The 20831-nt window shown below is 34.2% G+C and carries 13 protein-coding genes, 1 tRNA gene, 2 rRNA genes and 1 pseudogene; 5 read left to right on the top strand and 12 right to left on the bottom strand.

Annotated elements, in window-relative coordinates; genetic code table 11:
- The 5 genes and pseudogenes from ACHRV3_RS06430 to ACHRV3_RS06410 form a co-directional block, all read left to right on the top strand.
- Positions 1-111 (top strand): 23S ribosomal RNA (locus ACHRV3_RS06430); the annotation flags it as partial.
- Positions 112-259: 148 nt separating this feature from the next.
- Positions 260-369, top strand: a 5S ribosomal RNA gene (rrf, locus tag ACHRV3_RS06425).
- A gap of 60 nt (positions 370-429) precedes the next feature.
- A tRNA-Leu gene (locus ACHRV3_RS06420) sits at positions 430-515 on the top strand.
- 287 nt (positions 516-802) lie between these two features.
- Positions 803-1168, top strand: a complete 366-nt coding sequence (locus tag ACHRV3_RS06415; protein ID WP_230003532.1) for a transposase — start codon at positions 803-805, stop codon at positions 1166-1168.
- Between the two features lie 43 nt (positions 1169-1211).
- Positions 1212-2118, top strand: a pseudogene (locus tag ACHRV3_RS06410) (transposase).
- Positions 2119-2170: 52 nt separating this feature from the next.
- Here ACHRV3_RS06410 and ACHRV3_RS06405 read toward each other — a convergent pair.
- From ACHRV3_RS06405 to ACHRV3_RS06350, 12 genes are all read right to left on the bottom strand, one after another.
- Positions 2171-3229, bottom strand: a complete 1059-nt coding sequence (locus ACHRV3_RS06405; protein WP_395433695.1) for a leucine-rich repeat protein — start codon at positions 3227-3229, stop codon at positions 2171-2173.
- A gap of 2 nt (positions 3230-3231) precedes the next feature.
- Positions 3232-3831: a hypothetical protein gene (locus ACHRV3_RS06400; protein WP_395433693.1), complete on the bottom strand. Its 600-nt coding sequence runs from the start codon at positions 3829-3831 to the stop codon at positions 3232-3234.
- 15 nt (positions 3832-3846) lie between these two features.
- The gene (locus ACHRV3_RS06395; RefSeq protein WP_395433692.1) at positions 3847-5859 is read right to left on the bottom strand and encodes a leucine-rich repeat protein; all 2013 of its coding nucleotides are present in this window, start codon (positions 5857-5859) and stop codon (positions 3847-3849) included.
- 266 nt (positions 5860-6125) lie between these two features.
- Positions 6126-8171, bottom strand: coding sequence for a leucine-rich repeat protein (locus ACHRV3_RS06390; protein WP_395433691.1), 2046 nt, complete (start codon positions 8169-8171; stop codon positions 6126-6128).
- A gap of 527 nt (positions 8172-8698) precedes the next feature.
- The gene (locus ACHRV3_RS06385) at positions 8699-8962 is read right to left on the bottom strand and encodes a hypothetical protein (RefSeq protein WP_395426699.1); all 264 of its coding nucleotides are present in this window, start codon (positions 8960-8962) and stop codon (positions 8699-8701) included.
- Positions 8963-8964: 2 nt separating this feature from the next.
- Positions 8965-9564, bottom strand: coding sequence for a hypothetical protein (locus ACHRV3_RS06380; RefSeq protein WP_395433690.1), 600 nt, complete (start codon positions 9562-9564; stop codon positions 8965-8967).
- Between the two features lie 337 nt (positions 9565-9901).
- Positions 9902-11599 (bottom strand): hypothetical protein, encoded by a 1698-nt coding sequence (locus tag ACHRV3_RS06375; protein ID WP_395433688.1) that lies wholly within the window; start codon positions 11597-11599, stop codon positions 9902-9904.
- 327 nt (positions 11600-11926) lie between these two features.
- Positions 11927-12286, bottom strand: a complete 360-nt coding sequence (locus tag ACHRV3_RS06370; protein ID WP_395426702.1) for a DUF5977 domain-containing protein — start codon at positions 12284-12286, stop codon at positions 11927-11929.
- Between the two features lie 9 nt (positions 12287-12295).
- On the bottom strand, positions 12296-13198 hold the full coding sequence (locus tag ACHRV3_RS06365) for a DUF5977 domain-containing protein (RefSeq protein WP_395433687.1): 903 nt from the start codon (positions 13196-13198) through the stop codon (positions 12296-12298).
- 87 nt (positions 13199-13285) lie between these two features.
- Entirely contained in the window at positions 13286-13654 is a 369-nt protein-coding gene (locus ACHRV3_RS06360) for a tail fiber assembly protein (RefSeq protein WP_395433685.1), read from the bottom strand.
- A gap of 26 nt (positions 13655-13680) precedes the next feature.
- Positions 13681-14826, bottom strand: a complete 1146-nt coding sequence (locus ACHRV3_RS06355; protein ID WP_395433684.1) for a hypothetical protein — start codon at positions 14824-14826, stop codon at positions 13681-13683.
- A 92-nt stretch (positions 14827-14918) separates the two neighbouring features.
- Positions 14919-20819, bottom strand: a complete 5901-nt coding sequence (locus tag ACHRV3_RS06350) for a vWA domain-containing protein (protein ID WP_395433683.1) — start codon at positions 20817-20819, stop codon at positions 14919-14921.
- Positions 20820-20831: the final 12 nt, after the last annotated feature.

The following is a 20831-nucleotide window of genomic DNA, read 5'->3' as shown; positions in this document are numbered from 1 at the left end:
AAGATGAGATTTCTTTTAAGGATCGTGGAAGATGACCACGTTGATAGGCTATAGATGTAAAGGCAGTAATGTCATAGTCGAGTAGTACTAATAATCCGTAAGCTTATGTACACCCTTTTCCCCACACTTTTGTGTGGGGAAGAAACTTTCTAAAATAAAATACTTTCTTTATCTCAGTATGTTAAGATATTGTTGCAATTATTTAATTATTAATATTAAATTTTAATTAATTGTACGTTACCTCAAGTAACAACGACCTTAAGGTGGTTATTGCGGCGGGGCTCACCTCTTCCCATCCCGAACAGAGTAGTTAAGCCCGCCTGCGCAGATGGTACTGCAGTTATGTGGGAGAGTATGTCGTCGCCTTTCTTTTTAAAACCCTGTTCTGAAAAACAGGGTTTTTTATTCTTTTTAGAAAATACTACTAATGCTCGGATGGTGAAATTGGTAGACACGCTGGACTTAAAATCCAGTGAACAGCAATGTTCGTGCGGGTTCAAGTCCCGCTCTGAGTACTAAAACTTCAATTGGCTTTTGCTGATTGAAGTTTTTTTTTGGAATAAATTAAAAAATTATTGGCCTCAGGCTCTGCTTCAGAATGGATCAACTCCAAATGTTGTGGAGAAATAAAAATTTTACAACTTTTGGATTTGATTCATTGCAAAATCTCTGGTTTTCTTTGTTACAAAACGGATAATATTTGGTCTATAATCATTAAGAAAAACCATGTACATGGGATCAAGACATATTGTTGTGGGGAAATATTAAAAACTAGATATTTGTATTTTGAAATTATATATAAATGCAAGATTCTTTTATCGACATCCTTAAGTTGTTATTGCCTGAGATAATAGTGGATTATTTTGAACTTACTTCTTATAAAAAGGGAGATGAAATACTTCACTTATATTTAAAAGAGATTAATTCGACACCAAAAGAATACAGAGAGTCAAAATTAAGTTCAAAAGGATTCTTCGAAGAGATAACAGTTCAGGATTTCCCTATCCGTGGACATCAGGTATATCTTCATATCACCCGCAGAAGATGGCTAAATGAAGATAGTGGAAAGATCGTTTTCAGAGATTGGAATTTAGTAGCAGACGGAACTCGTGTAACACAGGAGTTTGCGTCTTTTTTAAAAGAGATCAATAGATTCCAGTCCAAATGATTGTAATACCATTGCTTCTTTTTATGGGGTTTCGGGTAGAAATTTGCAATATCAATACAAAGATTTCTTAAGTGATTTCAAAGTTTGGGATCAAATATCACACGCTAAAAAGTGGGTTCTCTTTCCACAAAATATTGGAAAGCGCTTATCCATAGATAAAACCTCTCTCTCCAATGGTGAACTCTATACTATTTTAACCAACAAATCCGATAAAGGTAGAAAAGGCACTATAATAGCAATGATTGCAGGAACTAAAGCAGAAACAGTTATTGGTGTTATTGGAAAAATCGCTCTTAAACAGCGAAATGTAGTCAAGGAAATCACTCTGGATATGGCTGGTAATATGAGATTAATTGCTAAAAGATGTTTTCCTAATGCTACTCGCGTTACAGATCGATTCCACGTTCAAAAATTAGCGTCAGAGGCTTTACAGGAAATCAGGATTAAGTATCGTTGGGAAGCCATCGATCAGGAAAATGATGCTATTGAAAAAGCCAAAAAGTTAAAAGTAAATTTCGAAGCTATAATACTTTCAAATGGAGATACCCTTAAACAATTACTAGCCATAAGCCGCTATTTCTTGTACAAAACTAAATCGAAATGGACTCAAAATCAAACAGAACGTGCTGCATTACTATTTGAATTATATCCTCATATCCAAAAAGGATATAGTCTAACTCAGGAGCTTCGCAATATCTTCGAGAACACAAAAGATAAAATCATAGGCTTTGCTAAACTAGCCAAATGGCATGAAAAAGTAAATCAATCCGGGTTTAAGTCTTTTGGCACAATCTCTCGCACAATCATGAATCATTATCAAACTATATTGAACTATTTTGACAACAGAAGCACCAACGCTTCGGCAGAATATAAAAGCATTTAGATCAAAATTCAGAGGTTTTAGAAATATAGAATACTTCCTTTTTAGACTCACTAATATTTATGCTTAATTTTTCTACTCCACAGGTTTTATTGTTGATCCTGTACATGGCCGAGAATGATTTAAACATAGACAATAATAGCTCCTCTAGTTTTTTCGGCATACTCGATATCATTATCTGGGGAGCCTGAATTTATAGTTTGTATTGAGCTAGGAACTGTTATTGTACACCCTAGCTTAATGTTTTGAAAGATGGAATTATAAACAGGTGTTCCAATAGCATTAGCTTTGGGAGCATAGATAGTATTTACAGCAAAGTTATTTAGGAATGTATATGTTATTGTCGAAGCAGCTTGTATTGTTAAAAGTTCAGGAAAGTGGTAATCAGTTATTTTGTGGCAGTTATAAAATGCCTGAACACCAATAACAGTTACCTCAGGTGCAAAAATTGGACCTGTTATATTAACACAACCATAAAAAGCAGCTGCTATTATATTTGTTGCTTTAGATAAACCTACAATATCAGTCATTGAAGAGCAATTCTGAAACGCTGCGGAACCTATTTCATTAGCATGATCACAGTTAAAAGCAGTTAATTTTATACAATTAGTAAAACTTCCACTATTTATAGTAGCCACATTTCCAGTAGTTATATTTTCTAATGCTGAACATCCGGAGAAGGACCCATGTTTTATTACGTTTAACAAAGGGAAATCAAAGGAGGAGATTTTATTGCATCCAAAAAACATAAAATTTGCTGTTGACTCTAGTTTTACGGCAGAGAAAGAGACAAGATTTGAGCAATTACAAAAGACTCCTGTTGAAGTATAGTTACCTCCCTGAACAGTAGTTATAGAAGGAAATATTGCAGAAGTAAGATTTTTTGCACCTGAAAAAGCGGAATAACCAATATAGTTAATCTTACCATCTTGGTCGTGAAAATATGTAATGGCTGTATTATTGAAGAAAGCTGCTGCTGTAAGTGTGTACTTTACTTCTCCGGTCACCGAAAATTCAATATCATCTCCAATAATTTTAAAAACTTTGATTCTTGAGTTAGGGATGCCTATTTTACCAGCAACTAAGGCAGGAGTATTTAAATTACCAGAAACCCCGCCAATAAAGGTATTAGCCTTATACTTGGCCTTCCCAAAAACGATATTTTGTAACAAACTTCCCATAATTATATGCTTAATATTAAAATACTGTTTGTAGTTCTTCTTTTTGTAAAAGTGAAGATTTGTTTTTTCGTAATTACGGAGGATATTCCAAATAAATAGGTTTGTGGAGCTGTAATTGCCCGCGTTACTGTTAGTCCAGGCAGTGTAATCCCGTTAAAAATTAAACTTTCTGTTTGAGAGGCAGGAACTGTAATTGTAGAACTGGTATTAAATGCAACTGTTTTTCTTAATGAAGAGGGTGAAATAGTTTGGTCTGTACCTGCTTTGATTTGGTTGGCGATATCCTGTTTTCGGCTAATGTATTGGTTCACTTCTGTACTTGACTGAATTCCTAATAGTTTAGTTACGTCGACAGCGGTTATTGAACGATTTGCGGCAATTTTATCTACTATGTTAGTACCTAATAGGTCAATTAGTTCTTTTAGTATTTTACCTTTTTCGGCTGTTAAAACTTTTGTAGTTCCATCAACAATTAAATCATTAACCAATATTGTGTTAGTGTTATTAAATTTTAATTCTTGGGTAGTATTTGTAGTTAAAATTTTGTTTGGCCCATTTGTTTCTAAATTGGCTACTTTTATTCGGTTATGGTTTCTGTTCAATTTTTTATAGATTTTTTAAACATAAATTATATTAGCCCCTCTTGTGTTGGCAGCATAGATTAAATCTCCATCAGGTTCACCATTATTTGCTGTTTGGAGCGATGCAGCAACTGTTATAGTACAACCCATTTTTATATTATTAAAAATGCCATTGAGTAGAACAGAATTTCCTAATGTATTTAGTAATGGGGCGTGAAAGCTGATAATGGATGAGTTATTACTAAAGGTATTATTAAAAGTATTATTTCCTTTAAGAGAAGTTAGACTATTAAAGTTATAACCTGTTATTCCTGTACAGTTATAAAAAGCATTATCTCCTATCGACTTTATTAAATTAGCAGTTATAGTATTTTTTAATCCAGAACATTGGGAAAATGCTGAACTACCAATAGAGGTGACTGAATTCATATTTGTAATGTTATCTAATGATGTACAATTGTAAAATGCAGCATAATCAATTGAAATTACGGAATTTATATCTACGATATTGATTAATGATTCACATCTTTGGAATGCGGTACTACCAATTGAGGTTGCTTCCGATAAATCAATAGATTTTATTTTGGTACAATTGAAAAAAGTATTAACACCTATACCAGTTGGTCTGCCTATTATAAGCGTTGCTAGGTTATTGCAATTTTCAAAAACACTTTTGTTTAATGCGGTTAGTTTTAATAATGGAGCACTAAAGGACACAAGTGATGAGTTTTTATTAAAAGAATTATTTCCTGCAATGGATGTTAGCGTATCAAAATGATAGGCCGTTATTCCTGTGCAACCATAAAAAGCACTATCACCAATCGACTTCATTAAATTAGCTGTTATAGTGTTTTTTAATCCAGAACATTGATAAAATGCTGAACTAGCAATAGAGATAGCAGAATTCATATTTGTAATGTTGGTTAGTGATGTACAATTGAGAAATGCGGCATAATTAATTGAAATTGTGGCATTGATGTCTACAATATTAACTAATGATTCACATTCTTGGAATGCGGTACTACCAATTGTGGTAGCTTCCGATAAATCAATCGAAGTTAATTTGAGGCAATTGATAAAAGCATTGGAGCCTATACCTGTTGACTTACCTATTGTAAGAGTAGTTAGTTTAATACAATTTTCAAAAACACCTTTATTTAACTCTGTTAGTCTTAGCAATGGAGCATTAAAGGATTCAAGTGATGAGTTTTTATTAAAAGAATTATTTCCTGCAATGGATGTCAGCGTATCAAAATGATAGGCCGTTATTCCTGTGCAACCATAAAAAGCACTATCACCAATCGACTTCATTAAATTAGCTGTTATAGTGTTTTTTAACCCATAACATTGTGAAAATGCTGAACTACCAATGGAAGTAGCTGAATTCATGTTTGTAATATTGGTTAGCGATGTACAATTGAGAAATGCAGCATAATTAATTGAAATTGCGGAATTGATGTCTACAATATTAACTAATGATTCACATCCTTGGAATGCGTTACTACCAATTGAGGTTGCTTCCGATAAATCAATCGAAGTTAATTTGAGGCAATTAATAAAAGCATTGGGTCCTATACCTGTTGACTTTCCTATTGTAAGCGTAGCTAGTTTAATGCAATTTTCAAAAACACTTTTATTTAATGTAGTTAGTTTTAATAATGGAGCATTAAAGTTAACAAGAGATGAATTATTAGTAAAAACATTGCCTCCTGTAATAGAGGTCAGATTGCTAAAATTATATACTGTAATTTCTGTACAGCCACCAAAAGCAGCATCTCCTATCGATGTGACTAGTCCTGATAAATCATTATAACTTGTCAACGATGTATTGTTATAAAAAGCTCCCCATGGAATACTATAAGTACCACCTGTGATTAGACACTCAATATCATTGTTTATAACCCGAAAAAATTTGATCCGATTAGCATTGATTCCAAGTTTAGCAGCTAGTAATACAGGTGTGTTAATGGTAGCCCCAATGCCACCAATATTGGTATTTGCTTTGTATTTTAATTTTCCGAAAACGGTTTTTAGTAATAGACTTCCCATGATTGATTTTTAAATTAAAGATATTTTGTATTTATCAGTATATATTGTGATGATTGTTAAAGAGAGCACTTATTCTGGTGATTGTATTTCATTTTAAAGAATATACAATTTAGGAGGAGTAATAGTGATTTTATGTCGTTTGTAATGAAAGAAGTAGTTCTTCAGGTTAGTAATTTGAAAAAAAATGATCTACTGTTGCTTCAGTTTGAAGAATAATATTTTGTTAGATAAGTGTTTTAAATTAGTACAATGATTTTCTACTATCTTTATACGTAATTAACTATTGCACCTCTTATACCAGTTGCATAGACTAAATCTCCATCAGGTTCACCATTATTTGCTGTACGCAAGGCTAGTGGAAGAGTAATTGTAATCCCTTCTTTTACTAATTCGAAGATTAAATTGTTCGCATTTGTTGCCCCTAGGTTAAGTAAATTAGGTGCGCTGAATGAAGACAAAGAAGTATTTTTAGATAAAGTATATCCTCCATTTATATTTGTTAAATTTGGAAAACTGCATGTTATTAATGAGGTGCAATCTTGAAATGCGGAATTACCTGAAATAGTAGTTAGATTAGGAAAACTTAAAACAGTAAGATTTTTGCAATTTTGAAAAGCTCCTACGGCAATTGTTACTAATGAATTTGCAGAAAAATTTAGTAATGAGTTGCAATTTTTAAATGCATTTGCTCCCATCGAAGTAACTTGATTCATGTTTACAACATTGGACAATAAGGTACAGTTTTGAAATACACTTTCTTCGATAGTTGTACAATCTGATAAATCTATAGATGCAATTTTAGTTCCTGAAAATGTACTATGTCCTAAACTGGTTGGTTTTCCAATTGTCAAAGAGGATAAATTATTAGAATTTAAAAAAGTAAATTTATTAGAAGATGTCAAAATTAAATTAGGCGCACTAAATGAAGTTAAGGAAGTATTTGTGTCAAATGTGTAAGTGTTAGTAAGACTTGTAAGATTTGGAAAATTATATGATACTATTGAAGCACATCCTTGAAACGCAAAAAAACCGGAAATAGTAGTTAGATTAGGAAAACTTAAAGTAGTAAGGCTTTTGCAATTTTGGAATGTTCCTGCCGCAATTGTTAACAATGAATTTGCAGAAAAATTCAATAAGGAACCACAATTACTAAAAGCATTTGCTTCTATTGAAGTAACTTGATTCATGTTTACAACATTGGACAATAAGGTACAGTTTTGAAAGACACTTGCCTCAATAGTTGTACAATCTGATAAATCAATAGATGTGATTTTAGTTCCAGTAAATGTACTATGTCCTAAGCCAGTGGGCTTTCCAAGGATTAATGAAAGGTTTGTGCAGCCATAAAAAACAGCTATATTAGAAGATGTTAGAACTAAATTAGGTGCTGTAAATGAAATCAGGGAAGTTACTGTATAAAACTGTGAACTTCCAGTCATTGTTGTTAGGCGAGGAAAATTACATGTGGTTAATGAAGTACAGCCTAGAAATGCACCATTATTAAAAATACTAGTTAGACTAGAAAAACTTAAAGCAGTAAGGCTTTTGCAATTTTGGAATGTTCCTGCCGCAATTGTTAACAATGAATTTGCAGAAAAATTCAATAAGGAACCACAATTACTAAAAGCATTTGCTCCTATTGAAGTAACTTGATTCATGTTTACAACATTGGACAATAAAGTGCAGTTTGTAAAGACATTTGCCTCTATTGTCGTACAATCAGATAAATCTATAGATGTAATTTTAGTTCCTGAAAATGTACTATCTCCCAAACTGGTTGGTTTTCCAATTGTTAAAAAGGATAAATTGTTGGAATTTAAAAAAGTAAATTTATTAGAAGATGTCAAAATTAAATTAGGTGCACTAAATGAAGTTAGCGAGGTATTTGTGTCAAAAGTGTAATTGCTATCAAGGCTTTTAAGATTTGGAAAATTATATGTTGTTATTGATGTACATCCTTGAAAAGTGTAATTGCCAGAAGTGGTCATTAAATTGGGAAAATTAACAAATGCAAGACTTTTACAACCTTGAAATGAACTTCCTAAAATTGTAAGAACTAAACCGGAATAATCATTGTAATATGTCAAAGTAGAATTAGCAAAAGCTGATTTAGGTATAACATAATTACCGCCAGTAATTAATAGTTGAATATCATTTCCAACAATGGAAAATAATTCAATCCTGTTTATATTTATTTTTAGTTTCGAGGCAATTAAAGCGGGTGTGTTAAGTGTAGCAGAAACCCCACCAATAAAAGTGTTAGCCTTATTTTTGGCGCTTCCAAAAATAGTGTTTTGAAGTAAATTACCCATAATTATATTGATTATAAAATGTTATTTGTTCTCTCACTTTTTTAATAGAAGTATTTGCGGAGAGAATTTAAAGTAGTGATATGTTTTGTAATTGTCAGTTAAAAAGTATACCACTCTATATCAATTAAAGTATTCTTGATTAGAGTGGTATGACTTTTAGGGACTAAAAAAAATCAAGTTGCACGGTCACTAATAGAAAGGATTATGCATAATTAATTATCGCTCCTCTAACATTACCGGCATAAACTAAATCAGCATCAGGTATTCCTGAATTTATAGTTGCCATACTTGCGTGTATATTGATTGTACAGTCCTCCATGTGAAGTGGTTAGGTTACTCTAAATTAATATCATTAACTAAAGGACAATAAGCTAATAAAGAGTGACTTGCTGTTGTTAATTTTGGGACATGGCATTTAGTTAACTTAGAATTACGACTAAATAAATTGTGATTGCATCCCGTAAGCTTGGGGAAATAAAACTCGGTTGCTTGTGTGTTTGAAAGAAAATGATCTTGGTATATGTAAGTTAGCAATCCCTCGGGTCTTTGTAATATGTTAGAGCGGAATTTTTAAAAATTGTTCTGTTATAATGTATTTCATAATTGCCGTCAATGATTGCAAACTCTATATCATTTCCAATTGTTTTAAAAGCTTTTACTCTATTTGATGATACTTTTAAAAAGGTACTCAATGATGAAGTGTCAGGAATTAAATTTGCAACTCCACCAATAAAAGTATTAGCCTTATACTTGGTCTTCCCAAAAACGGTATTTTGAGATAAGCTTCCCATGGTTATACGCCTAATAATAAAATACTGTTTGTAGTTCCTCTTTTTGTAAAAGTGAAGATTTGTTTTTCTGCAGTTGCGGAAGGAGTTCCAAACAACCAGGTATGAGGAGCTGTGATCGTCCAGGTTACTGTTACTCCGGGAAGTGTAATTCCGTTAAAAATAAAACTTTCCGTTAGAGAAGCGGGAACTGCGATGGTACAACTAGTATTAAATACAACCGTTTTTCCTAACCAGGAAGAAGGAATAGTTTGGTTTGTACCTACTTCAATTTGATTAACAATATCCTGTTTTCCGCTAATGTCTGGGTTAACTTCTGCACCAGATTGAATTCCTGATAGTTTAGTGATTTCAGCGGCAGTTATTAAACGATCTCCGGCTATTTTATCTACTTTGTCAGTAACTAAAGAGTCAATTAGGTCTTTTAGAATTTTACCTTGCTCAGCTGTTAAGGCTTTTGAGATTCCGCCTGTAATTAGGTCATTAACCAATATCGAGTTAAGGTCACTAAATTTTAATTCTCCGGTAGTATTTGTAGTTAAAATTTTGTCTGGCCCATTTGTTTCTAAGTCGGCTACTTTTATTCTGTTGTGGTTTGTGTTCATGTTAGTTTGTATTAATGATTTGAATGTTAGAGATCAGGATTTATAATTTGTAATAGAAGTGTAAGGTTTTGTATGATGCTAACAAGAGTGTAGCAGCAGCAAAAGAGCAATTGAAAAATCAATACTGAATTTAATAAGTGGCAGTTTGCGAATTTAACATTGTAGTATTTCTTGCGTTTTCTTCGACTTCGATCAGGATGGCACGCAATACTATTCATTCTGATTTTTACTGCTCCATAAGTTTCAGTCTAGATTCCAATTGGTTTCGGAGCGTTGTTTGTATTTACTATTCCTTCACTAAAAATAGTTAGTGAAGGGAATAGGTTTTTGAATTTTACTAGTAGACTATTTTACGGTCTCCAGTTGTCGTTTTGTATTCGCAACCAACAGGAAGCCCGCCTGCAATGGCAGCAACGTTATCTGCATAAGTGGGCATATTGGCCCAAATCATGTAGCCATTCTCATTTATGTGAGCTCTAAGTGTTTCTGTTTGCATATCTGCGCCTGAAACTGTTTTTTGTCCAGTAAAAAATTGAACTTCAGAAGTTCCTGATCCTTTGCCAGTTCCCCCAATGAGTTTCAATGCACCTCCATTTAAGTTTGGAGCCCCTGTTTGTGATAAATTAAGATGAAATATACCGTCAAAAGTAGCTGCGTAAATATCACCTAAAGAATTAGAGGCGAGTGATCTCCACGATCTAGTTGTCTGGCCTAATGCTATAAAGTCGTTAGTTCCTGCCGTTTTTTTGTATACGTCGCCGCTAGTACCACCAATGTTATTATCACCGGAAATACCGGCATAAACATCGCCATTTGGAGCACATTTTACCGAAAACCAGTTTTTGGCTCCCTGATTAGTAGCACCGAAAGAGGAAGCTCCGTAAACTTTCTTGTGTATATCATTACCAAAGCCAGTCAGGTAAGCGTCGCCATTGCTTGCAAAATCAAGACCAGTAATTATAAAACCAAAACTTTGCCATAAAACAAAATCACCAACACCTGCAGTTTGTTTAAATATTGCACTTGGAAGAGCTAAGCAAACCGCATAAATATCTCCGTTGAGGTCTTGCGAAATAGAATTCCAGGTTCTAACTGCTTGCCCCAAAGGCATAAAGTCACCTGTGCCAGCTGTTTGTTTATAGATATCAGTTCTCCAACCACAAGCATAAACATCACCGTTTTGCATGCATTTTATAGAATGCCATGTTCTAGCTGTTTGGCCCAATGGTATAAAATTGCTGGTTCCAGCTGTTTTTTTATAAATATCACCATTATAAATACAAGCATATGTGTCACCATTTTTGTGGATATCTATACACGACCATCCGTAAGAATGGTCTTGTGTTTTTACAAAATTGGTTGAAGAAAAACTAGTATTAGAAGCTTTTCCTGCTGCTAGAATGAGTGATCTACCTTCTGTTTGGCTTTCTGAATTTTCGATATCTACTCGTCTGTTTTTTAACGACCCGAAAGAAAAATCTGAAAGGATAGGCCATTGATTATCTATTCCTAGATTAGTTCCATCATCGGTGATTCTGCTGTTTCCAATCGTCGATGTGGTTGAAAATTTTGAGATTTTATTTATAACTCCTGATGGAACATTCATCTTTCCTGCCAGATCAGTTAAGTCGGCTACTGTTCCGCTTTTGTCTTGAAATGTGTAAGTTCTGGATGCTGTATTAGTATTTGAAAAAAAAGAGGTGAAAGTATTTGCCGTATTTCTTAAACCTAGTTTACCGGCAAGAAACGTCTTAATTCCGGATACATTTTGATTGTTTGAAATGCCTAAGTAAAGCGTGTCAAAATAAGTTTTAAGCGTATCCTTACTATTGTCAATTAAATCTTTTAAAACCTTGCCTTGTCTGGCGTCCAGTACTTTGCCTTCCTGATTGTAATCTAATGCATTGTAACCATCAACTTTAATAGTATTGATGTTTGTAAACTCTAATTCGCCATTGGTGTTTGTTGTTAAGATCTTGCCGGACTCATTTTTTTCTAAGTCGGAGACTTTTATTCTGTTGTGGTTTGTGTCCATAATGTTGATTTATTAAAAATTGCATTCCAAATACACTTCTTCGGTTGTAGGAATCATAGATAGTGCTGGTATGCTGTTTGTTGTAGAGGCGGAATTATTCCCATCACCATTAGATATAAGAAAAACATAGGGTCTATAATAGTGTAATGAATCTATTTGATTAGTTGTTAATGGTATTTCATCATAGGAAGTCGAATCTATTAAAATGCCATTTTTGTATATCTCATGACCAACAATTCCAGCATTGCCTGTAGATGAAGTCTATGATAATGTCAACGTATAAAGAGTATTCAAAGACGTGTTTAAAGATGGACTTGTTGGTTAGACTTATTGAGGTCTACAGACTCCTGAATTATTTGCATAAATTTGAGCATTATTTTCCAGCCAGGTGGCGGCTTGATTATCTGCATCAGCTTGATTTATGTTTGAAACGAATTGGTTTGCGTAAACAATAAGTTCAACTCCTTCAGTAATTTCTCCTGGATTACAATTATCTTTAAAAACAGTCTTGGTTAATTGCGTGTTGTAATATCTTGCTCCCGAAGGACAGTTTGTTTGGTCTAAAACGGGTGCAATATAATCTGGATCTGTTGCCAAATTTGGTTTTAGAGCTTGTCCGGTTTTACTGAGATCATCTTGATAGTATTCTTCTAACCAAGCGAAAGATTTATATCCTGTATTTGCCATGTTTATAATTTAATAAGTTATTGCAATTTGTGCTTTTTTAGTATGTGTGGTGTAGGTAATGTATCCAATATGTGGTACGTTTTCGATATTATTTGACCATGTTGGTGGGCTTGGAATGTTTTTAGAAAAATTTAATTTTTGTACAATTGCACCTCCTGTATTAATAAAATCATTTCCGGAAGCGCTAATTTCTCCACCTGAATAAATAGCTATTTCGATATCAATATTTCCTGTTCCAATCTGTTTGTACCATGCAGCAGCCATTCTAATTTGTATCGTATTTAGGGATGCGTGGTCGCTAGCCATTTTAGTAAAATTGACAAAACAACTTTCAACCCCCACAGTTTCTTGATTATCTCCTGCCCACATTATATAGGAATCTTTAGCTTCAATAGTGGTAGAAGGCAGTTTGGTACGACCTTGGCCATGACCCAACCATTGTTTGTCATATTGTGTACCGGTATTTACAAATCCGGTAAATGTATCCAAATCCTGACCAGCTCCTAATACCCATTTATACCTGATAATCATATAATCAAAAGGCAGTAGTAATCTTGATGGCTCAATAACACATGAATGATCCACTCCTCTCCAAGCAGTTTGCCTGATAAGGCAGGATCCTGAATTATTCGCATAGGCCTGAGCATTTGCCTTAAGCCATGATTCGGCTTGTTCATTTGCATCAGCAATACTTATTGTCGATACAAATTTATTTGCTTCAGCAGTTAATTCAACTGAATTCCCTGTTGTTCCTCCAATGTGACAGTCATTTTTTTGGGTTGCTAAAGTTTTTTTGGTATTATAATAAACTGTAGTTCCTTCAACAGGAGTATATTGCTCTATAAAAGCAAAAGGTTTATATGCTGTGTTTTCCATATATTGTGTTTTAGTCAGTACTACTGATTTACTCATTAAAGTTGTTTTAAAAAGCAGAAATCAACTTATCGGGATTGCTTTCTGCTTTTTAAAACTGTTAAAGAGATTACATTGAATAATTTTTTATAATGGCTTTGTAGGCCAAATAACAGTTGCCAGGTTATCGAGAGTGGTTAAGTCTCTTAGTTCTTGTCTGTACTTTTGCCATTCTGCTTTTTTCTCTTCAGAAAGAGGAGAGTCGGGCACTTGTGACCAATCACTATCAGTCAATAATGTGTTTCTGGTTAATTTTACATTTTCGAGAATAGCATCATTACTTTTAATGAAAGGAGAGTAAGTATGGACCCCGTCAACTACCTTATAATCTTTTGATAAAGCCTGTTGCCATTCTTCTTTAGTCAGTTCAATATTTGGTTGCGGAATATTTTCATGTACTCCTTCAACATAAAAACCAGTGTACTCTCCTTTTTTGTTGTATGTTCCTTTATACATTATTTTTTATTTTTAAATTTTTAGTATTAATATCCGATTGCAAACATGAACCCATAATCTGAATCAATAATTGCGTTATATCCTGTAGTTGAAAGTCCAAAAACGTGATTATAACCTTTATTTCCTGAGGATTCCCTATGAGTAGACACCACGATACTGCCTATTCTGGTCGGAAAACTGATAGGAAAGTTGTAATAAGTAGAGCCATAAGATAGAAATGCCCATTGTAGTATTAAGCCATTGCTAAGTTTTTGATAACCACTTTCTGTCTCCAGAGTAAAAGGAGAATGCCCGGCATCATAATCAGAAGAAGTAGAGGAAGATACAGATCCGTCTGCCATAAGATATTGGTTGGCTGTTCCTCCGGTTTTAACAAAATTCTTACTTTCTGTAGCTGCGTCAAAAACTTTATTTCCTTTGATAGTTTGATTGGTCGTTAAATCAACATATTTGGTATTAAATTCGGGTTCTGCTATTGCAATTGAGCTTTTAAACCAATAATCTACCTCAATATTGCGACCACTTATCGGGGCAGAAAAGGTAAGTACAGAAGTATCATAATCTTGTACATAATCTTTACCTTCTCGCAGTAATTGACCATTTTTGTATACGATAACGCTCAGTTTAAGAGGAGGGTATTTTAGCGTGATGGTAGAATTGTTAAAGGTTTCTGCGCTAAAAGTCTCCTTGTAAGGGACAGATGAATTCCCAAAGATAGAATCAGAATTAGTTGCGGTAGGATCAAGATTTTGAAACCAATAGTTTATTTCAATATTTCGGTCCATAATGGCTCCTCTAAAACTAATTAAAGCCGTTTTATAATTTAAATCATAATCTTGTTTTTCTTCTAATAATTGTCCGTTTTTAAAAACTTTGACACTGTTTTCAACAGGAGGAAACTCTAATTCTATAGTTGATCCGCTAAAGTTATCCTGATATTCTTTGTAAGGAGCATAACAATTACCGGAAATGATTCCTGAATTTTGAAACACTGTTCTTAAAAGTGCCGGAGTAATATAACTGTCATGATCTGTACCGGTTTCGACCATTTTAAAGTCGGCCTTGTCTTCGTCTTTATGAACGAAACTATTAAAGATTTCTGCGAAGTCTTTTTCTGACGGAACTTCTCCGTTTAGAAATTTGCTGCCAATGTCAATTCTGCTTGTTGCCATGTTGTTTGATTTTATTTCTTGCTATAACTATTTATTTGATAGGCCTGGTTTTAAATACCAATGACCTAAATCATTGGTATTTGTTGGATTTTTTAAAGGGTTAGGATTTTCTCTTCATAACTGTACATACCGGATGAGTTTTCAGAAAGCATTTTGAAATGATGGTAGATTCTTTCTCCATTTTCATTTTTAATACGTAACTCGTCCGTTGCCTGTTTGGTTTTCAGAGGCAGTGTAACAGTAGTGTCGTTGCCTGCTTTCTCCTGAATTTTTTCCCAATTTCCCTGATTGTTCATTTTGTAGAGATGGTATTTCCCGTTATGAACAGTTTTCTCCCAGTTAAAAACAACAGATTTTAAGATTTCTCCATTTGCTCCTGTTGTATTTGCAGTGGCTTTTAGTACCGGTGATTGAGGAGAAACATTGTCCATAACCACTGTAGCCGTAATTTTTGATGGCTGAGATGGTGTATAATCAATAGTAATGATAGGACTTTCAATAGTTGAATTAGGCGCTTCGTAATCGATTTCTCGTGAAACCGTAATCCTGTAAAAAAGCCCGTCACCAAACGGAACAAATTCCAGATCTTCAAATTCATCATACACAGTCCAAACATTATCAAACGCATTAGATAACGTATTTTCATTAATTAAAACCTCTTTAGCAAGCTTCATTGTTCGTATCGATTGTGCTTCTTGCATTGAAGTTGCACGGTAGATATTAATTTTTCTGATCTTGTATTCCGGTTGGTATGCATTTAGTTCAATCTGAATGGCTGGTTTGATTCCTAAAATCGGATTCTCGAGAACCGGCATAATTCGCTTAATTTCTGGAGTTTGTGGAGGGTTTGAAGCAACTAATTTTACCGGACCAACAATATCACTAAATTTACTGAAGTTCATTTTAATGTCCATTTCACGAACCGCATAGAAATAAATATTTTGCGAATTTCCGTCCAGATTAAAGTCCGTAAACTGTGTTATATTATTAACCGGATCTACGATTTTCATCATTGGCGCAATGTCAAAAGCGGTATCAGTTGCTTTTAAGGCATTACCGTTATTGTCTTTAATCTTTTGCTTTTTGTTTGTTGGGACATAACTATTATCTTTAATATGTTCGTAAACAACAGGAACTTCAGTTAAAGGCACAAAAGTGGATTGAATAGCTTCTTCTATAAAATGAATCGCCAGTAAATCGTCTTTAAGTACTTGATCTTTAGGAATTAGGATTTTGTTCAATGCTGTTAAACTCTCGATTGTTTCAGCTTTAATTACCGGCTTTTTTGTTTCATTATGCCATTTGATAAAATCGTTTATTAATTTTATAAATTCTTTATTGTCCGGTAGTGGGAATCGGTAGCTTATTTCAGATTCATTTTCCGCAGGGAATGATTCATAATTAGCTGTTAAAGCAAGAGCATTAAAATCTAAAAAGTTCTTCCATCTTTTATTAAAATTAATTTCTTCATTTCCGCCAAGTTTTTTTAATTCTTCACGGATCGTATCTATGGTTGTTCTTTCATACAAAACATCAAAAATGGCTTCTTCATTAGTTCTATAATGTAAGGCAGCATAAGGTTTACGGTCTTTAGTGTATTGTGTTGTAAAAGTAAAAGTCGAACGATTGTAAAAATCGGGTCTTGTCGCATACAAACTACCAGCTGTTACTTTTTCGGGTTTTATAGGTTCTTCAATTTTAACGGCATACATCGGACTAGGAATACTAATCTTTGATTTGTACTCAAAAGTAGGTCGAACGGCATGTGTACTAATTCCGAAAATAGAGTAACGTGTACTTTCGTCTTTTCTGGGCTGAATATTTGCTTTCGTAACACCATCTGAAGGACTGGCATAGAGATACACTTTATAACTTGGATAGTAGTTTACAAGCTGTGAAACGGGAGTTTTAAGACATTTTGCTTTACGATGTTCATCAGCAGTTACATTAGGATCTTTATTGATAATTTCATCTATTGCGCCAATAATTTCATCATAGTTAGGATGCATATTTTGCGTAACATAATTTTCAAGTTTAAAATCAGTATCATTGATGTAAAGAATTAAATCTCCGGTTGTACCAATATTTTCTGTTCGTACGACTTTAAATTCTTTTCTGGTTTTTACACGTACAGGATTTCCTTCTTCGATAGCATTTCTTGTAAATAAACGAACAATACCATTAGTCCATTCCACTGAGTTTTCGCCTTCGGCTTTAAATTGGGGGTGCTGAGGTAAATTAAAGTTACAGAAAGTAATTTTATATAATCCCAAGTGTTTTTTCTCCGACAATTTTTTTGGATTTTTGTTTTCATCCAATATATATATTCCTTTTTCATCCTTCTCATAGGCGTCTTCCACAAGTCGTTCTATTATTGCATTTTCCCAGATTCCCCTCGTTTTTTCTACTTGTAAATCCGTTGTTTTTTGGTTCTTTTGCTCAATAACTTCTCTGTGAATAAAATTAAAACGGGCCGGAATTTCAACTTTAAAATTAAGCGGATCGGGTTTATACCAGTTTGAAGCTGTCTGCATGTTTTGTACCAGGGCGCATAGTCTGTTCTCGGGGATTTTTATCGCTTTAATTTGTTCAGAATCTATAGTTGCCTCTCCACCAGCGTGAACACTTTCGCTGACTTCTTTTTTAAGCACTGTTATAGTAGCATGATCAAATTCGTCCGGATCCCCGGATACTTTTTTCGATTTATTAACAACAGTAATATTATTAACGATGTAGTTTTGATCTGCAATTGTTAGAATTCCTCCGATAAATCGGTTTTTGTTCCCTTCGGTCAGTGTAATTTTAATTTCTTCGCCGCTACTAAGAATTTTGTACTCTTTTATTTTAATAATTGAGGTAAGGTTATCCGTTGGGCTATCCTCAATACTATCAATTTTTCCATACTCAGCTTCAGGTAGTCCGTCTTTATAGTACAGTCTAAAATGATCGGCAAATACTTCATCACTATCAGGATAAATGGTTTCAGGATCTCTTGCTTGTTCAACAGACATTCCCTGCGGAGCGGTATAATTTACCAGTTCCTGAGAGGAATAGTAATCAAACATAATTCGAACTAATGTATTATCAGAATCAGGAGTGCTTGGGAGTTTACCCAAACGTTCTTGTTCAGATTGTGATGTAAACATCAAAGGGCTTTCTTTTGTAATCAAAAGTGAATTAATACCTGTTGGAGGCATTAAGTTATTTGCCGCTTTAATGTGTGATCTAATATTTATTTCCCTTCCTGCTGAAGCTCTCGAAAAAATGTTAATACCATATCCCTGATAGATATATTTTTTGTCACCTACCATTTCCTGACGAATATTCAAAACAGATTTTCCGGATTCCGGGATAATAATCGGAACGGGTTCGAAAGAAGGTTCTTCCCGAATGGTATTGATATTGTAATATTCCAAGTCTGAAGATAATTCGGGTTTTATCCAAATCTTGTCTGACTCTGCCGCCTTTTTCGGGTCTACAATTTTATGATTAACTCCTAAATAAATAGGGAATGTAAAAGAACTTCCGTCGTATTCTAAAGAAGATTTAAAGAATTCAGTCTTAGTTTCATCAGTAGTATCAATAACAGCATCATAATCCGAAACATCATCCATAAAGATGCTGATAAATCTTTTCTTACCATCAAAGCTGTATCCCTCAGAGTCTGTAATTTTTGCAGTCTGTTTTTCATCGGAGGTTACATTTAAACCGGGTACAATTTTACTTAACTGAACCGGCAGAGGAAGACGTTCTGTTGTTACAGCTGTAGGAAGACTCATAGAAAGATGCTCAACTTCTCTTGCTCCTTTGCCGTCCTCCAGATCACCAAAAGTGGTGTATGCTGTAAGATAGACAAAGTCTCCCGAAAGAACTTCGTCATCAATATCGATACAACCTAAACCTAACATACGCGCAACGTGATAATCATTTGCAGCAATGTTTAATAAATCCAAATGGTGAACGTCAGTTAAATTTTCGGCATAGAGTTGTTCCTCGCCCTCTTTTGGGTCGTTTATCGGAACCTTATCTCCAAAAGGAATCGTTTCTTTTGCAGTTGGATTCTTTGGGTCTATACTTTTTAAAATATACGATTCGACAATTTGCAGGATGTTTCTATCCTCTTTGTTGGCCGTTGGTTTATTCCATTTGTCCTTGTAATTCGCAATATTTACACACTCGCCATTATTGTATTTTAACCATTTTCCGTGTACAGCATTCAATTTTGGCTCTAATTGCTCAAAAACCTGCGTATCATTTTTACTTAATCCATATTTTCCTTTTAAGTACCATTTTCCGTTGTTATTGACGTGTGAGATGAAATCGGAATAAAATTCAAAAGTAACTTTACCCAAAAGACAATTATTCGCCTTAAATTGAATACTTCTTCCGTTTTCGGCAAGTAATCGAATTGGATTTAATTGTGCCGAAGAATACGTTTGACGATTGGAAACTCTCTTAGCGGCGGTAAAGGTATTTTCGGCAACAGATAAAGTCTCTAATCGCACTATACTTGAGGTAGTTACGGATGTAAAGTCTAATTCAGCAGCAAAAAACAATTCGGTTTTGTTTTCAATTTTAATCAGATTGTTTCCATAGGCCTTTATAAATGCTGCAGGATCTGTCAACGGATCTGTCGTACGTTTTACTAACGCATACTTTTCTATATTTTGAAAAGAAACATAAATGGATCTTGTAGCATTATTTGTTTTATAAATCCATAATCCTTTCAGATTATCGACAACGCTTGGTGGTTCGTGTAAATTTAGTGTATGACTTACTTTGGTATAAGGGGCTCTGTACACTTTTACGTAGTCATCCGGTTTATTATGACCCAATTTTTCACCGGTATATAAATCTCCTTTCGGAAGGTGTTTATCACCTAATTTACCGGCAAGCATCCAACGCAGGTGAATTCCTTTTGTACTGTCAACACCTCTTGAACCAGCGGCTGCAATTTGTAAATAAGTAGACTGAAGACTGGTTTTTTCAGGAGAAATATCAACTACAGCTGTCCCATTACCAATACTAAAATTAATGCTTAAGTCTAAAGGATTTTTAACACTGTTTAAAGTAATCGGAGAAGAAAAGGGCCCAATATTTACTGGTTTTCCTTCTACGCGAATGGCGGCTTCACTTACAGATGAACCGGGAATCGTAATGGTGTCTTGAATTGTAAAAATCAATCCGTTTAGATCGCTTTTACTATGGATTTTTGTCCCGGCGTTTAGCGTAAGAGCAACGCGGCTTTTGTTTCTAAAAACTAAAGTTCCGGTTGATTTTCTTATTCTTGCCCCTTTTTTTAAAGCAGGGTAAACTAATTTATTTTCAATAATACGCACATTAGGAATACAACCGGTCTGAGCAGTAGATAAAGCGATAGTAAGTTGATTTAATTCATCTCTCAGAGTGCTAAAATCAGGAACTCTGATATAATCAGCATCTAATGCCGAAAGACTGCCGTTTTTTACTACCGGTGTGTTACCCAAAAAAGTAGTTAGTGGTGTGGTTAACTCGCTGACATTGTCTGCTGTACTGGTGACACCGTAAACAAAAACTCTTGACCTCTGATTTAAATCAGTGAATAAACCTTTTAATAATTCAGAGTTGTTTACCTGAATACCATCTGTTACAAGAAAAACAATATCTGGCGCTATTGCCAAAGCACTGGCAACATTTAAACCGGACGCCCAATAATCGGATTGGGTGCTGACTCTGTTTGCACCAAATGAATTAATCCAATCGGAAAATTCTTGGTGATTGCCTGATACTTTTTTTTGAATAACATTATCGGTTCTAACAGCGTTATCGCTGTTAGACATTCCGATTAATGAAAGTGTAATGTTGCTTTGAGATTGAGAATTGATAAATGAAGTCAGCCCTTCTCTGATTTGCTGCGCTTCATTGGCGTTAATTGAACCTGATTCGTCAACAACGATTGCTATATATTTTTCGCAGCCTGAGAGTTGGCTTTCCTGAAGATTTATAGAACTCATTTTTCTTATTTT

This window comes from Flavobacterium sp. FlaQc-49, assembly GCF_044005985.1.
Taxonomy (GTDB): domain Bacteria; phylum Bacteroidota; class Bacteroidia; order Flavobacteriales; family Flavobacteriaceae; genus Flavobacterium; species Flavobacterium cupriresistens.
The sequence above is the reverse complement of the archived record's forward strand: the minus strand, read 5'-3'. Positions and strand labels throughout refer to the sequence as shown.

Coding starts and splice junctions, on each gene's coding strand:
- ACHRV3_RS06415 (WP_230003532.1), top strand. CDS start 803: ATGCAAGATTCTTTTATCGACATCCTTAAGTTGTTATTGCCTGAGATA.
- ACHRV3_RS06405 (WP_395433695.1), bottom strand. CDS start 3,229: ATGGGAAGTTTGTTACAAAATATCGTTTTTGGGAAGGCCAAGTATAAG.
- ACHRV3_RS06395 (WP_395433692.1), bottom strand. CDS start 5,859: ATGGGAAGTCTATTACTAAAAACCGTTTTCGGAAAATTAAAATACAAA.
- ACHRV3_RS06390 (WP_395433691.1), bottom strand. CDS start 8,171: ATGGGTAATTTACTTCAAAACACTATTTTTGGAAGCGCCAAAAATAAG.
- ACHRV3_RS06385 (WP_395426699.1), bottom strand. CDS start 8,962: ATGGGAAGCTTATCTCAAAATACCGTTTTTGGGAAGACCAAGTATAAG.
- ACHRV3_RS06380 (WP_395433690.1), bottom strand. CDS start 9,564: ATGAACACAAACCACAACAGAATAAAAGTAGCCGACTTAGAAACAAAT.
- ACHRV3_RS06375 (WP_395433688.1), bottom strand. CDS start 11,599: ATGGACACAAACCACAACAGAATAAAAGTCTCCGACTTAGAAAAAAAT.
- ACHRV3_RS06370 (WP_395426702.1), bottom strand. CDS start 12,286: ATGGCAAATACAGGATATAAATCTTTCGCTTGGTTAGAAGAATACTAT.
- ACHRV3_RS06365 (WP_395433687.1), bottom strand. CDS start 13,198: ATGAGTAAATCAGTAGTACTGACTAAAACACAATATATGGAAAACACA.
- ACHRV3_RS06360 (WP_395433685.1), bottom strand. CDS start 13,654: ATGTATAAAGGAACATACAACAAAAAAGGAGAGTACACTGGTTTTTAT.
- ACHRV3_RS06355 (WP_395433684.1), bottom strand. CDS start 14,826: ATGGCAACAAGCAGAATTGACATTGGCAGCAAATTTCTAAACGGAGAA.
- ACHRV3_RS06350 (WP_395433683.1), bottom strand. CDS start 20,819: ATGAGTTCTATAAATCTTCAGGAAAGCCAACTCTCAGGCTGCGAAAAA.